General features: G+C 59.2%; 10 protein-coding genes. 1 reads left to right on the forward strand and 9 read right to left on the reverse strand.

The annotated features are described in order from the left end of the window. Positions 1-32 precede the first annotated feature (32 nt). Positions 33-500, forward strand: coding sequence for a hypothetical protein (locus tag HB633_RS18070; RefSeq protein ID WP_213779558.1), 468 nt, complete (start codon positions 33-35; stop codon positions 498-500). 1,477 nt (positions 501-1,977) lie between these two features. Here HB633_RS18070 and HB633_RS18075 read toward each other — a convergent pair. The 9 genes from HB633_RS18075 to HB633_RS18115 form a co-directional block, all read right to left on the reverse strand. Then, positions 1,978-3,771, reverse strand: a complete 1,794-nt coding sequence (locus tag HB633_RS18075; RefSeq protein ID WP_213779559.1) for a type IV pili methyl-accepting chemotaxis transducer N-terminal domain-containing protein — start codon at positions 3,769-3,771, stop codon at positions 1,978-1,980. 67 nt (positions 3,772-3,838) lie between these two features. Beyond that, positions 3,839-4,363 (reverse strand): molybdopterin-guanine dinucleotide biosynthesis protein B, encoded by a 525-nt coding sequence (gene mobB / locus HB633_RS18080; protein WP_213779560.1) that lies wholly within the window; start codon positions 4,361-4,363, stop codon positions 3,839-3,841. Next, positions 4,360-5,109, reverse strand: a complete 750-nt coding sequence (locus HB633_RS18085; RefSeq protein WP_213779561.1) for a peptidylprolyl isomerase — start codon at positions 5,107-5,109, stop codon at positions 4,360-4,362. The genes mobB and HB633_RS18085 overlap by 4 nt, the downstream gene beginning before the upstream one ends. A 20-nt stretch (positions 5,110-5,129) precedes the next feature. Next, on the reverse strand, positions 5,130-5,807 hold the full coding sequence (gene narI, locus HB633_RS18090; protein ID WP_213779562.1) for a respiratory nitrate reductase subunit gamma: 678 nt from the start codon (positions 5,805-5,807) through the stop codon (positions 5,130-5,132). A gap of 18 nt (positions 5,808-5,825) precedes the next feature. Continuing rightward, on the reverse strand, positions 5,826-6,494 hold the full coding sequence (gene narJ / locus HB633_RS18095) for a nitrate reductase molybdenum cofactor assembly chaperone (RefSeq protein ID WP_213779563.1): 669 nt from the start codon (positions 6,492-6,494) through the stop codon (positions 5,826-5,828). After that, positions 6,491-8,044, reverse strand: coding sequence for a nitrate reductase subunit beta (narH, locus tag HB633_RS18100; protein WP_213779564.1), 1,554 nt, complete (start codon positions 8,042-8,044; stop codon positions 6,491-6,493). The genes narJ and narH overlap by 4 nt, the downstream gene beginning before the upstream one ends. Then, entirely contained in the window at positions 8,041-11,787 is a 3,747-nt protein-coding gene (locus HB633_RS18105) for a nitrate reductase subunit alpha (protein WP_213779565.1), read from the reverse strand. The genes narH and HB633_RS18105 overlap by 4 nt, the downstream gene beginning before the upstream one ends. Positions 11,788-11,815: 28 nt before the next feature. Further along, complete coding sequence (locus HB633_RS18110) at positions 11,816-13,201, reverse strand: NarK family nitrate/nitrite MFS transporter (RefSeq protein ID WP_213779566.1); 1,386 nt, start codon at positions 13,199-13,201, stop codon at positions 11,816-11,818. A gap of 16 nt (positions 13,202-13,217) precedes the next feature. Continuing rightward, positions 13,218-14,534 (reverse strand): nitrate/nitrite transporter, encoded by a 1,317-nt coding sequence (locus HB633_RS18115; RefSeq protein ID WP_213779567.1) that lies wholly within the window; start codon positions 14,532-14,534, stop codon positions 13,218-13,220. Positions 14,535-14,628: the final 94 nt, after the last annotated feature.

Raw genomic sequence — 14,628 nt, forward strand, 5'->3', positions numbered from 1 at the left:
GTGGGCAGCCTCCGCCTCAATCTGAGCCAAATATGAGCTACGAACAAGAATTTATGGTTGTTGACGTGGTTCTACTGTCAGACGCGCCGACACGCGGAGTTGATGCCTTTACCCTTGCCGTTGTGAAGATGGAAAGACAGATTCGGAAGCTCTTCACCCACCTCGTATTCCAGAGTGACACCTTTAACGAAGTAAGCGTTGAAGCGCTGCGCGCATCACTCGGCGCGGAGAAGCATTTTTATTTCGAAGGAATCGAGCGGGGTGTCAACGCTTTGTTTCGCCTTACCGTTGCCGACCTTATCGGCAACGAATTCGGCTCGCTGCTCGAATCTGTGGACTATGCTATTCAGTATCGCAACAAGATATTGCACCGGCAGCTTACCGACCGATGCCTGCGGCGGGAGGACCTGATAAAAGTTGTCGATGGCGTCAGACGATGGTGTAAGGCGCTTGCGATGGGAGCTGAGCGTGAAAATCGGCTACGACGGCTTCGCACGTAACTCGTTTCAGAAAGGACGACCCGGTCTGGCAAACAACTACAGGGTTCGGCTAAGCAGTGTCGAGCAATATCGCCAGTTTCTGTACGACAACGTGCGGCGGCGACGTTGAAACCGCCGCTCACCGCATGCATATAACCATCCATGCGTTCGCGCAACAAGGTGTAGCCCTTTCAGCCTCGCAGGAAAACAGAGGTCAAAAAACGACCATTCTCTTCGATAAGCAACTCTCCTCGCGCGTTCCCGGTCTCCCGCAGTAGCCAATGTCTTTTGCCGTCACGCGCTTGACCGCATTCATAAACCAGCGGCTCTAGCAATTGTGATGAGTTCGGGGGGCAATAGCTGGGCGGCATATTCGAGGCCAGCTCCAGCAATCGCTCAAAATCTGGGACGAGACCCAAATCTTTAAATTCTATCGTCTGCCATCTTTATGTATCTTGCTTCGAGCTCGTTCCTAGGCGACGCCTTGCCGGGTATGACCAAGCATACCGCCCGCGACAAACTGACCATGCTCCGGGCTGGTGAAGATTTTATAAAATATGGCGACATTAGATTAAGCAATTCACTGAAGTCAAATTGAATTCGTCTATTGGCGCACGTACGATGAGTTATTTGCTCAAGTACTAAACGCTGTATGGTGTTCAGGCGATTCATTCCGTCGATTTCCCTGACCGCCTTTTATCCCTTGTGATGTCGCAACTGCTCTTTGTTTACAACATGAATAACATCTGTAAGGTTGAGACTAAATTCTGGGTATCGCTGCGGCTGGAACTGCGCTCTCTTCGTCTCTCACAACATTAAATTGCTATTTGGATTTGTCTTTCAGGACGCTGGGCCGTACGTATAGCTAAGGTTAGCGGGTGTCTCCGTGAGTAGAACTCTATGTTGTATTTGGGCCTAGCACTGCGAAGAGGGTTCACAGAATGTCCAGAACATAGTCATCCACGTCGAGATTTGGCGGGCCGCATAGTATCAAATTGTCTTTGATAGGTTTGGAACTTTGTAGGTGATGTCGACTCGTGCGTGTCAGTGCCGCAAAAAATAGATACGCATTATAAAAGACTGCAAATCGACCTTTGTGTATTTCAGTAGGCAACGACGTGCTTGGAGCGCGCGCTCCATTAGAGTCGAATATTGGGCTGTTATGAATTTCGCTGCAATGGGTGCGCAAACCGAGAGCGATTGTGTCGGACCATCTCAACTACGCGGATTGTGGTTTGGTTGACCTATTGGTCTATGTGTGGCGCCGAGAGAGTGGTCGGTCGCCGCTTAGCGATGGCTTGCCTGTGGATGATTGTCGTTTCGGACTCCCCTTGCATCCCCTGAAAACCCGTGAAAGATATGAACTCTAAATACTCATACAAATCACAAAAGCAGAAACTCGCACCGCGAGCTTCTGTTAGAAAAAGCAACGAAAAACCGTACTTACATCTAATATTTGAGTATTAGACGAGCGTAGAAAACCCGTGCTGTAGGTAGTTTATAGGTTGAATCTAAGATGACGCCGGCTATAAGCGACAGTCAGATGGAAGTCCTGAGCGTTCCTGATGGCAACGCGCACATTCGCCGCCGAGGCATGTTTCCGGATATTCGACAACGCCTCCTGCAAGATGAACAGAACCTGTAATTGCTGATCGGATGGCAAAGGCAAGCCGCTCGCCTCTTCGTAGTCGAGCTGCAACGGCGTACCCGATTGCCGCTCGAATCGCGCGACAGTTTCATCGATGGCGTCGCGAAGACTTCCGGCGCCGAGTTTCGTACGAAAGTTCACGAGTAACTCGCGCACGTCTTCGTAGCTTTCCTCCAGGCCGCCACGCAGCAGCGGGACGATCTCGCGGACCTCGATCATGTCGTTGCGGTTCGCGGCGGCATCAAGCAGATGCAGCTGCATCTTCAGGAAGTTGAGGCTTTGCGCGATGCTGTCGTGCAAGCCCTGCGCGACCAGATGGCGCTCCTGCGCCACCGCAAGCTGGCGCGCCGCTGCAGCCAGCCGATGATTCTGCAGCGCGGTCCCGAGATGCCGTCCGAGCGTATCGAGCAAGCGCGTCTCCGAGGGCAGCATTTCGCGTTCATGGCGAAAGTGCAGCGAGAACGAGCCGAGGGCAATTTCGTGCGAGACGATACCGAACGCCGCAACGGACGAAAAACCGGCGTTGCCGCAATCGGGGCCGCTGGTCTGCGCGCTAAACGAAGGTTGACCCGCACGCAGATCCCTGATCACCGCGATACCGCTGGTCGCCACCGCGCCGCATACACAGTCGCGCGCGGGCATGCAGCGTTCGATATCGGTCATGCGCTCGGGCAATCCCTCCGAGACGACCATATGGAGCTTGTCGTCGTCCTGGGCGAGGATGCGTACGGACCCTGCAGCGGCGTCGAACTGACGGATCACACGCGCCAGAAAACCGCGGCAGAGCACTTCCACGTCGTACGCGCCGTGCAGGAACGCGGTCATTTCATAAAGCGCGACGAGTTCGCTATTGCGTGCCGAGAGCTGTGCGGTCTTGTGGGTGACACGCAGAGCAAGATCGCGGTACAGGCTTTGAAGTTCGCCCGCCATGCGATTGAACCCCTGTGCGAGACGGCCGAATTCATCGCGTGATTCGACTGTCAAACGCGCGGTGAACTCGCGCTGCTCGATCCGCGACAGCCCACGCTCAAGGCGGCGGACGGGCAGCACGAACCAGGCATAAAGCAAATACACGATCGCGATGGTGCCAAGGCAGGCGAGCGCCGCGAGCGCGAGTTGCGAACGCCTCAACCACGCTGTCTTGCGTGCATTTTCTTGCTCGATCAGACGCACCAGTGCGTCGGCTTGAGCGACGAAGGCGGGCAGGCGGTCGAGATACAGGTATGGGGCGGCAACGTTCTGCGCGATGGCAGGTTTCAGCACGTTGTGCCATATCGCCGATACGGTGTTGAATTGCTCGTGTATGGCGGTGGTTTCGGGAAGAAAGAGCGGGCGGACCGGGTCGCCTTGTTCGAGCCGAGAGAGCGTCTGGTCAAGCAGGGCGATTTGCGAAACCACATTCGCGGGTCGGAATGCGCGTGCTTCGTCGAGCTGGATCGCGATGCTGCCCGCACGCATGCGCAGGCTCCCGGCGTCGTTGATCGCGGCGCCGGCACCTTCGAGTTGCCACGAAAGCCACAGCGTCCCTACGATCATCGATAAAAACAAAGCCAGCGCCACGCCCGACAACATGACGATGCGGGTGGAAAGACGGTAGCGCAGCGGAGTGACGGACGAAGCCGCGTGAAGCAGATGGTCGGACATTGAACTGCGGGGGCGCGCCGGAAAGAAGCAAAGGATTCTGATTATCCGGCGTGCGTGTGATTCGGGGCTAGAGTCCGACTGTTTTACATATGAACTCCCCAATCCCCGCAACGTCCGCCAGAGGCAGAAGCGGGACATTGGGTGCGTCATGAAGACGCGGGGCGTCGTCGGTGGCGATGGCGAGGATTGCTGTATCGGATAGATAAAGCGGGTCGCGGCCCTCGCCCGGACGCACGACCTCCAGACGCGGCAGGAGTTCGCGGGTGAACCCTTCCACGAGCGTCAGGTCGGCGGGGCTCAGGCGCGCGATCAGATCGGCGAGCGGCGGCTCGGGACCATCATGCAATTCGCGCACGATTGCGTATCGATAGGGCGACGCAATCAGCACTTCTCCCGCGCCGGCGGCGCGAAAGCGCGCGCTGTCCTTGCCTGGCGGCTCCAGATCGATCGAATGATGACTATGTTTCACCACGTTCACAATCAGGCCACGCGCCTGGAACCAGGGCAAGAGCGCTTCAATCAGCGTGGTCTTGCCTTGTCCCGAGCGCCCGCAAATTCCGAAGATGCGCAATTTCGCCGCCGCTTGCGTCATATCGCTTTTCCGTCCTTCCATCCCGTAATGTCCGCGCGCGCCACGGCTTCGGTGACATAGCGCTGTTCGGCAAGATCGCGCAGCGCGAGCGACATGGCGTCGCGGATACGCAACTCGACCTGCTCGAACGGCAACACCTTGCCCGGCGATTTTTCGTGAACACGGACGATGTGAAACCCGAATTCCGTTTCCACGAGCGCAGGGCAGAGCGTGCCGGCGGGCGCGGCGAATACCGCGCGCTCGAATTCTGCCACGGTATCGCCGCGGCCGATTTCTCCAAGCGCGCCGCCATCCACACCCGACGGACAATTCGACAAGGTCCGAGCTGCATCGACAAAACGCAGTTCGATGTCAGCGCCCGCGCCCAACAACTCGTCGAGTGTTTGCTGGGCGCGCTGTTTCAGTGCTGCCAGGTCCACGCGTTCAGTCACCTGGAACAGGATGTGGCTGACGCGCGCACGCTCGTTGACGCGCCAGCGTTCCTGATCCGCAAGATAGTGGCGCTTGCACTCATCGTGCGTGGGAGCGGCGGACCCGGCGAGTTGATGATCGAGCAACGCCTCGATCAATTGCTCGTCGCTTCCTGCCGGCGCGAGTTTCAGATGCGCGGCTTCATCGAGCAGCACGCGGCGCAGCACAGCCGCCGTGAGTGCTGCCTGATGTGCATCGGGCGTGTCCGCATTGGCGGGCAACTCGCGTTCGATATCCTGGTCCGTCAGTTCCGTGCCGTTGACTGTCACTGCCATGATGTTCCTCTTTTAGCGAATCAGCGCGGACGCACGAGTTGCCATGCGCGGCCCAGATAAGTCACAGAGGCAAAGCCGCTCCAGACGTGCACGAGCCGCGTGAACGGGAAGATCACGAATAGCGTCATGCCCATGAACAGATGCGCGCGGAACAGCCACGGGGTTTGTGCAACGAAGCTGGCTGCGTCGCCGCGGAACGTGACCACGTGTTGAGCCCACGTCATCAACTGGACCATCATGTGGCCGTCCATGTGACCCGACGACATGCCGATGGTGGTCAGGCCGAGCATCAACGTAACCAGGATCCAGAGCAGCAGTACCTTGTCGCCGGTACGGGTGACGGCCGAAACGCGCGCGCTGGTCAGACGACGGTGAATCAGGATAAGCAGGCCAGAAAGACACAGCCATCCCATGATGCCGCCTGCGATCATGGCGACCGCCTGTTTCGTGCCGTGATCCACACCGAGAAAGTCCCACCCGGCGACGGGCGTCAGCAGGCCGACGAGATGCCCAAAGAACAACCCGAGAATGCCGATGTGAAACAGGATATTCCCAAGCCTTAAATTGCCGCGATGAAGCAGTTGGGAACTGTCGGTCTTCCACGTGTACTGCTCGCGTTCGAAACGCGCGAGGCTGCCGAACAGAAAAATAGCGGCTGCGATGTACGGATAAATGCCGAACAAGAATTGATTGAACATGGGCGTAGTCCCTTGAACTCAGTTGGCCGTGGCCGCTGGCCGCGGATGAAAATGCATCGGCTGGGCCATCGGTGTGGACGTGGATGGGGCAAGCAAAGGTTCGACTCCGTCCGCGCCGGGGCCGAAACGTTCGAGCGCCTCGTCCATGTCGCGAATGGGCGGAACCTCGGCGGCTTGCGGCACAACATCGGTCATTGAACGCAAGACGGTGAATACGCCGGCGTACGGACTTTCATCGCGCGCAAGCCGGTCGCCCAACGCAGCGAGAACGTGGATGGCTTCGTCAAGTAACGCGCGTGCTTCTTCAGGCTTGATATTGCCGAGCACTTCCAGGAATAGCGGCACATGGTCCGGCAACTCGTTGGTCGCCATCTCGAGGCCATGCCGGCGATATTCGTCGAGCAGATCGACCATTGCTTGTCCGCGATCACGGCTTTCGCCGTGAACGTGCTCGAACAGATGCAGCGAATGCGCTGGATTCCGGTCGAACGTCGCGACGTAGTTCTCCTGCAATTCGATCAACGGCGATGCATTGAGCAACGCCAGCAGCGGCTGAAGCGCGGCACGGGTCGTGTCCGGGAACGCCTTCAGCTCCTGATCGATTTCGTCGAGTGCGTCGAGCAATTCCTGCTCGGGATAATCGAGCAGGCTCGAGAGCAACGTATAGATGGAAAGCGTATCGTTCACGATGCCACCTCTGCCTTCTTGCGCGACTTCGGCATGTCGGCGAACACCACGCTGCCTTGTGGCTTCTTGCCGAACAACGATCCCTCCGACACGCCGCCCGAGCAGCCGTTGCCGAACGTAAAGCCGCAACTGGCTTTGTCGTTGAAGCTGTCTTCCACGATTTCCTTGTGCGACGACGGCACGACGAAACGGTCCTCGTAGTTCGCGATGGCCATCGTCTGATACATGTCCTCGACTTGCGCGGGCGTGATGTTCAGGCCCTTGAGCAATTCGGGTTCGGCGCGGCCGTGCACGACTTCCGCGCGCTTGAATGCGCGCATGGCCAGCATGCGTTCGAGGGCGGACGTGACCGGAGCTTCGTCGCCGGCGGTCAGCAGGTTCGCCAGATACTTCACCGGAATACGCAGGCTCTTCACGTCCGGAATGATCCCGTCCATGCCGATATGACCCGCGTCGGCCGCCGATTGAATCGGTGAAAGAGGCGGGATGTACCACACCATTGGCAGCGTCCGGTATTCGGGATGCAGCGGGAACGCGACCTTCCATTCCACGGCCATCTTGTAGACCGGCGACTTGCGCGCGGAATCCAGCCAGCTTTGCGGAATGCCTTGCGCAAGCGCTTCGGCCTGCACCTTGGGATCGTGCGGATCGAGGAACACGTCGAGTTGCGACTGGTACAGGTCCTTCTCTTTTTCAACCGCTGCCGCGTCGCCAATCTTGTCGGCGTCATAGAGCAGCACGCCAAGATAACGAATCCGTCCGACGCACGTTTCCGAGCACACGGTTGGCTGACCCGCTTCGAGTCGCGGATAGCAGAAGATGCACTTTTCGGCCTTGCCGCTTTTCCAGTTGAAGTAAATCTTCTTGTACGGGCAACCGGAGATGCACATGCGCCAGCCGCGGCACTTGTCCTGATCGACGAGCACGATGCCATCGTCTTCGCGTTTGTACACGGAACCGGACGGGCACGACGCCACGCACGCCGGGTTCAGGCAGTGTTCGCACAGGCGCGGCAAATACATCATGAAGGTGTTCTCGAACGTGGAGTACATCTCCTTCTGCACGTTCTCGAACAACGCGTCACGGCCGCGCGATGAAAACTCGCCGCCCAGGTCGTCTTCCCAGTTCGGACCCCATTCGATCTTCTCCATCTTCTTGCCGGTGATGACCGAAACAGGGCGTGCGGTCGGCGGCGTTTCGCTCAACCGCGCTTTCTGCAAATGCTCGTAGTCGTACGTGAACGGCTCATAGTAGTCGTCGATAGCCGGCAGGTTCGGGTTCGCGAACAGGTTCGCGAGCACCTTCAACTTGCCGCCCTGACGCGGACGCAGTCGGCCTGCCGCGTCGCGAATCCAGCCGCCTTGCCACTTCTTCTGGTTTTCCCATTCCTTCGGATAACCGATGCCCGGTTTCGTCTCCACGTTGTTGAACCACGCGTACTCCACGCCATCGCGCGATGTCCACACGTTCTTGCACGTCACGGAGCACGTATGGCAGCCGATGCATTTATCCAGGTTCAACACCATTGCGACTTGCGCACGAATTTTCACGATGCTGCTCCTTCACTTTCCTTGAGCGGACCTTCGAGCCACGCCACTTTTTTCATCTTGCGCACGATCACGTACTCGTCGCGATTCGATCCCACGGTGCCGTAGTAGTTGAAACCGTAGGCTTGCTGCGCGTACCCGCCGATCATGTGCGTTGGCTTGAGCACCGTGCGCGTGACCGAGTTGTGGATGCCGCCGCGCATGCCGCTGGTTTCAGCGCCTGGCACGTTCACGATCTTTTCCTGCGCGTGATACATCAGGCACATGCCGCGCGGCACGCGCTGGCTCACCACGACGCGCGCCGTCAGCGTGCCGTTCACGTTGAACACTTCGACCCAGTCGTTATCGACGAGACCCGATTCCTTCGCTTCCACTTCCGACACCCACACGTGAGGACCGCCGCGCGACAGCGTCAACATGCGCAGGTTGTCCGTGTAAGTGGAGTGGATGCCCCATTTCTGGTGCGGCGTGATCCAGTTGAGCACGAGTTCATGCTCGCCATTGGGCTTCGCACCGAGCATGGCGGTGATCGTTTTCGTGTTGATCGCCGGGCGATACACGCACGAACCCTCGCCGAAGTCCAGCATCCATCGGTGATCCTGATAGAACTGCTGGCGGCCCGTCAGCGTGCGCCATGGGATCAGTTCATGCACGTTGGTATAACCGGCGTTGTAGCTCACTTCCTCGGATTCGAGACCCGACCACGTAGGGGCGGAAATGATCTTGCGCGGTTGCGCCTGGACATCGCGGAAACGGATCTTGTCGTGTTCGCGGCCAAGCGCGAGATGCGCGTGTTCGCGTCCCGTGATCTTCGACAGCGCTTCCCATGCCTTCACCGCCACGTGCCCGTTCGTTTCCGGCGCGAAGGTGAGGATCATCTCGGCTGCATCGATAGCCGTGTTCAACTGCGGCCGTCCCTGGCTCACGCCCGGTTCGGTGACGGTTTTCGTGATGTGCGCGAGTTCGTCGACTTCGTGCGCGCTGTTCCAGTTGATACCCTTGCCGCCGTTGCCTTGCGTGTCGAGCAACGGTCCAACCGACGTGAACTTGCGATACACATCCTTGTAGTTGCGCTCGACGACCGTCATGGACGGCGCGGTCTTGCCCGGAATCAGATCGCACTCGCCCGCGCGCCAATCCTTCGGATCGAGCGGCTGGCCGAGTTCACCCGGGGTGTCGTGCATGAGCGGCGTGCAGACCAGATCGGTCCGCGTGCCCAGATGCGCGCCGCCGATTTCAGCGAACTTTTCCGCGATGCCCTTGTAGATTTCCCAGTCGCTCTTGCTTTCCCACAAGGGCTGCACGGCTTCCGACAACGGATGAATGAACGGATGCATATCCGACGTATTCAGGTCGTCCTTCTCGTACCACGTTGCGGTCGGCAGCACGATATCGCCGTAAAGGCAGGTCGTGCTCATGCGGAAATCGAGCACGGTCAGCAGATCGAGCTTGCCTTCCGCCGCGGGGCGCACGTTCACTTCGCCCGGCATGATGGCGTCGTTTTCATCGGAGAAGAGGGCGTTCTGCGTGCCGAGCAAATACTTCAGGAAGTATTCGTGGCCCTTGCCCGAACTGCCCAGAATGTTCGAACGCCAGACGAACATGTTGCGCGGGAAGTTGACCGGGTTATCCGGATCGTCGCAAGAGAATTGCAGCTTGCCCGACTTCAGGCGGTCGACCACGTAGTCCACGGGTTTCATGCCGGCGCGTGCGGCTTCGTCAGTGAGGTCGAGCGGATTGGCGCCGAGTTGCGGCGCGCTCGGCAACCAGCCCATGCGCTCGGACTTCGCGTTCAGGTCGAGCATGGAAAGATTCGAATACTTGCCCATGTTCGCGGTCGGCGCGAGAACTTCGCTCAGGCCCACTTTTTCGTGACGCCACTGGCTCGTGTGGTTGTAGAAGAACGACGTGCCGTTCATCTGGCGCGGCGGCTTCGACCAGTCGAGCGCAAACGCGAGCGGCGCCCAGCCGAATTGCGGACGCAGCTTTTCCTGGCCCACATAGTGCGCCCATCCGCCGCCGCTCTTGCCCACGCAACCGCACATCATCAACAGGTTGATGATGCCGCGATAAATCATGTCGTTGTGATACCAGTGATTGAGGGCCGCGCCCACGATCACCATGCTCTTGCCTTCGGTCTGATGTGCATTCGTCGCAAATTCGCGCGCGACCTGGATCACGAGGTTGCGCGGGACCGTGGTGTGCTTTTCCTGCCATGCGGGCGTGTAGGGGACGTCGTCGTCGTAGCTCGTTGCGACGTTCGGGCCGCCGAGGCCCTGGTCCACGCCATAGTTGGCCATCTGCAGATCGAACACGGTCGCAACCAGCGCGCTGGTTCCATCGGCGAGCGTGACGCGCTTGGCCGGGACGTGGCGCTCGAGCAGCGCGTTGTGCTCGCTGCCGAAGTACGGGAAGCCGACCTTGACGATCTCATCGTGCGCGCCAGCGTGAACCATGGTGAGGCGTGGATCGATGGCGCGACCGCTGCCGCCGTCCTTGAGTTCGAGGTTCCAGCGGCCGACCTTCTCGCCGTTGTTGTGCGAAGCCTCGTTCCAGCGGAAACCGACGGTGCCGTTGGGCGCGACGATCTGACCGCTGTCGGCGTCGAGCACGAGCGTCTTCCACTGCGCGTTGTTGGCTTCGTCGAGATTGTCGGCGAGATGCGATGCACGCAGGAAGTGGTCGGGAACAAGCATTCCGCCGTTGTCGCGCAGCAGCACCAACATGGGCATGTCGGTGTATTGCTTCACGTAGTCGCGGAAATACGCGGATTTGTTCGATGCATTCGCCGCGTGGAATTCCTTCAGCACGACGTGGCCCATCGCCATTGCCAATGCCGCGTCGGTGCCTTGAGTAGGTGCGAGCCAGATATCGCCGAATTTGACCATCTCGCCGAAATCCGACGATACCGCCACGGTCTTCGTGCCCTTGTAGCGGACTTCGGAATAGAAGTGCGCGTCGGGGGTACGGGTTTGAGGAATGTTCGATCCCCACACCATCAAATAGGTCGAGTTGTACCAGTCGGCGGATTCCGGCACGTCGGTCTGTTCGCCCCACACTTGCGGGGAAGCAGGCGGCAGATCGCAATACCAGTCGTAGAACGAGAGGCACACGCCGCCGATCAGGCTGAGATAACGCGAACCGGCCGCGTATGAAACCATGGACATGGCGGGGATCGGCGAAAAGCCGACCACACGATCCGGCCCGAACTTGCCGACGGTAAACGCGTTCGCTGCCGCGATCATTTCATTAGCGGTGTTCCAGTCGGCGCGCACGAAGCCGCCGAGTCCACGCACGCTCTTGTAGCGTTTGGACTTCACAGGGTCCTGACTGATCGATGCCCAGGCCGCGACAGGGTCCATGCTTCTACGTGCTTCGCGCCACATTTCCATCAGGCGGCCGCGGATCATCGGGTACTTCACGCGCTGCGCAGAATACACATACCAGCTATACGATGCACCCCGCGGGCAGCCACGCGGTTCGTGGTTCGGCAAGTCGGCGCGCGTGCGCGGATAGTCGGTCTGCTGCGTCTCCCAGACGATCAGGCCGTTCTTCACATACACCTTCCACGAGCACGAACCCGTACAGTTCACGCCGTGCGTGGAGCGCACGATCTTGTCGTGCTGCCACCGGTTTCTATATCCGTCTTCCCACTTGCGGTCTTCGTTGACAACCGCGCCATGGCCGTTTGCGAACGTCGATTGCGTGCGCTTGACGAACTTCAGGCGATCCAGAAAATGACTCATTGTTTTGTCCTGTTTCGAATAGGGCGCGTCAGCAAGGCATGCCGGCGTTGCGGCGTGCATAGAAGAACCACGTGATGGCGACGCACGTCACGTAGAACGCGATGAATACATACAGCGCAGGAACGGCCGAGCCGGTCATGTCAAGCGCCGAGCCGAATGTCTTTGGAATGAAGAAGCCGCCGTACGCGCCGATTGCTGCGGAGAAGCCCAGCACGGCCGCGGATTCCTTCGCGGCGTTGTGCTGTGCCAGACGCTGGCCGGCTGCATCCATTCCCTTGGCGAGCCGTTGATGTTGGGTCATGAAGATCACGGGGATCATGCGGAAGGTCGAACCGTTGCCGATACCGGCCAGCATGAACAACACGATGAACGCGCAGAGGAAGCCGCCGAAGTTGCCGCTTGAACCCGCGCCTGGCATGAACGAGATGACGACGAACACGGTGGCGATCATGCCGATGAAGGTCCACAGCGTCACGCGCGCGCCACCCAGGCGGTCGGAGATCCAGCCGCCGATGGGGCGCGTCAGCGCGCCTGCGAGCGGCCCGAGGAACGCATAGGCGGTCGGATTGATCGACGGGAATTGCGCCTTGGTCAAAAGCGCGAAACCTGCCGAGAAACCGATGAACGAACCGAACGTGCCGATATACAACCAGCACATCAACCAGTTGTGCATGCGCTTGAAGATCACGGCTTGGTCAGCGAACGAAGCCTTGGCGTCGGCAATATCGTTCATGCCGAACCATGCCGCAATTGACGACGCAACAATGAACGGCACCCAGATAAAGCCCGCGTTCTGCAGCCAGATCCCGTGCTCGACGCCGTCCTTGACGAACGTTTGTCCGTCGCCGGCGAACGAGGCGAACGCGGCCGTTGCGATCACGAGCGGCGTAACGAATTGAACTACCGACACCCCCAGATTGCCGATACCCGCATTCAATCCCGTTGCCAATCCTTTCCTGGCCTTCGGAAAGAAGAAGCTGATGTTGGCCATGGAAGAACTGAAGTTCGCGCCGCCGAAGCCGCACAGCAACGCGAGCACGAGCATGGTGGAATAGCTCGTGGACGGGTCGCGCAACGCGAAACCCATGCCGACAGCGGGGATCAGCAGCGTGGCCGTGGAAAACGCGGTGAAGCGCCGGCCGCCGAAGATAGGGACGAGAAACGAATAGAAGATTCGCAGCGTGGCGCCCGAAAGCGAGGGCAATGCGGTCAGCCAGAACAATTCGTTCTTCGTGAAATGGAAGCCGCCTTTATCAAGGTTGACGACAACGACGCTCCACAACGACCACACCGAAAACGCGAGCATCAGCGCCGGGATCGAGATCCACAGGTTTCGATTGGCAATCGCCGAGCCGCGTGTTTTCCAGAAAGCCGGATCTTCCGGCTCCCAATTTTTCAGCACATAGTTGGACATGATTTTGCCGGTAGGATTAGACGGATGCGCGTGGCTGGACAGCCATGCCGCGCGCGCGGAAAGAAAAGTGCATCCAGATCAGGCTGACGGCCGTTGCGCCGAAAAGCAGCATGAAACAGGAGCTGCTGACGCCGGTCAGGTCGGCGAGCGCGCCGAAAAGAATCGGCAGAGCGAAGCCTGCAAGACCGCCGGCGAGACCAACCACGCCAGATACGGCGCCGATGTTGCTGGTGTATTCATCGGAGACGAACTTGAAGACCGAGGCCTTGCCAATCGCCATTGCAATGCCGATGGTGAACATCAGCACGGTGAACACCGTGGGCGAAAGAATGATGTTGAACGCGAGCGGGCCGTGTGCCGATTGTACGATCAGGGCGGTGTCGGGGTAGCTCAGGAAGAAGAGGCATACGAGCACGGTCCACATCACGATCCACGTGGTTTTTTGCGCACCGAAGCGGTCGGATAACCATCCGCCGACTGCACGCAGCACGCCGCCGGGCAGCGAGAAACACGCAGCCAGCAACGCGGCCTGCTCGATGTGAAAACCGTAATGATTGACGTAGTAATGCGGCAGCCATAGCGAGAGACCAACATAACCGCCGAACACGACCGAGTAGTACTGCGAATAACGCCACGTGCGACGATCTTTCATCACGCTCAACTGACTCGAAAAACTCGGCGGATTTTCGACGCGATGCGCGGGATTGGTCGCGGACGTCACCCAGAACAGGACGGCCGTGACAAGCATGGCGATCGCGTAGACCTTGGGTACGATCATCCACGTGCCGGCGGTCACGATCAGCACCGGCGCGACGAACTTGTTCAACGCGGAGCCGCTGTTGCCGGCGCCGAATATGCCCATTGCGAGGCCCTGGCGGTCTTTCGGAAACCAGCGCGCCACGTACGGCGTGCCGATCGAGAAAGACGCGCCCGCGAGGCCGATCAAAAGTCCCAGCGCAAGGAATTGCCAGAATTGCGTGGCATAGGTGAGCATCCAGATGGGGATGACTGTTACGAGCATGGTCAGGAAAAAGACGATGCGTCCGCCAAAACGATCCGTGCAGATGCCAAGCGGCACGCGCGCGAGGGAGCCCGACAAGACGGGCATGGCGGTGATCAGGCCGAATTCGGTATCGGAGAGGCCGAGCTGCGTTTTCAGCGGAATGCCGAGAATCGCGAACATCATCCAGATCGCGAAACAGATGGTGAAAGCGAAGGTGCTCGACCACAGCACGCGCCAGGCGCGCGGATCGGCGGTCGATGCGGCGGCAACCGCCGTTACGGGGTTCGGAGTGGTACGGGACTTGCCAGGGGGCTTGCGTGAGGCCGTCATGGTGCCTGCCTGTCGATTAAGTTTGCGTTGTAGTGGGGATCGACTGCAAGATTAGGAATTGCGCGGCGTGCCGCCCATTCATCGATGGGATGAC

Source organism: Caballeronia sp. dw_276 (genome assembly GCF_018449635.1).
Lineage (GTDB): Bacteria > Pseudomonadota > Gammaproteobacteria > Burkholderiales > Burkholderiaceae > Caballeronia.

What these genes read in the sequence shown, in the direction of transcription:
- HB633_RS18070 (WP_213779558.1), top strand. Translation starts at nt 33, where the DNA reads ATGAGCTACGAACAAGAATTTATGGTTGTTGACGTGGTTCTACTGTCA.
- HB633_RS18075 (WP_213779559.1), bottom strand. Translation starts at nt 3,771, where the DNA reads ATGTCCGACCATCTGCTTCACGCGGCTTCGTCCGTCACTCCGCTGCGC.
- mobB (WP_213779560.1), bottom strand. Translation starts at nt 4,363, where the DNA reads ATGACGCAAGCGGCGGCGAAATTGCGCATCTTCGGAATTTGCGGGCGC.
- HB633_RS18085 (WP_213779561.1), bottom strand. Translation starts at nt 5,109, where the DNA reads ATGGCAGTGACAGTCAACGGCACGGAACTGACGGACCAGGATATCGAA.
- narI (WP_213779562.1), bottom strand. Translation starts at nt 5,807, where the DNA reads ATGTTCAATCAATTCTTGTTCGGCATTTATCCGTACATCGCAGCCGCT.
- HB633_RS18105 (WP_213779565.1), bottom strand. Translation starts at nt 11,787, where the DNA reads ATGAGTCATTTTCTGGATCGCCTGAAGTTCGTCAAGCGCACGCAATCG.
- HB633_RS18110 (WP_213779566.1), bottom strand. Translation starts at nt 13,201, where the DNA reads ATGTCCAACTATGTGCTGAAAAATTGGGAGCCGGAAGATCCGGCTTTC.
- HB633_RS18115 (WP_213779567.1), bottom strand. Translation starts at nt 14,534, where the DNA reads ATGACGGCCTCACGCAAGCCCCCTGGCAAGTCCCGTACCACTCCGAAC.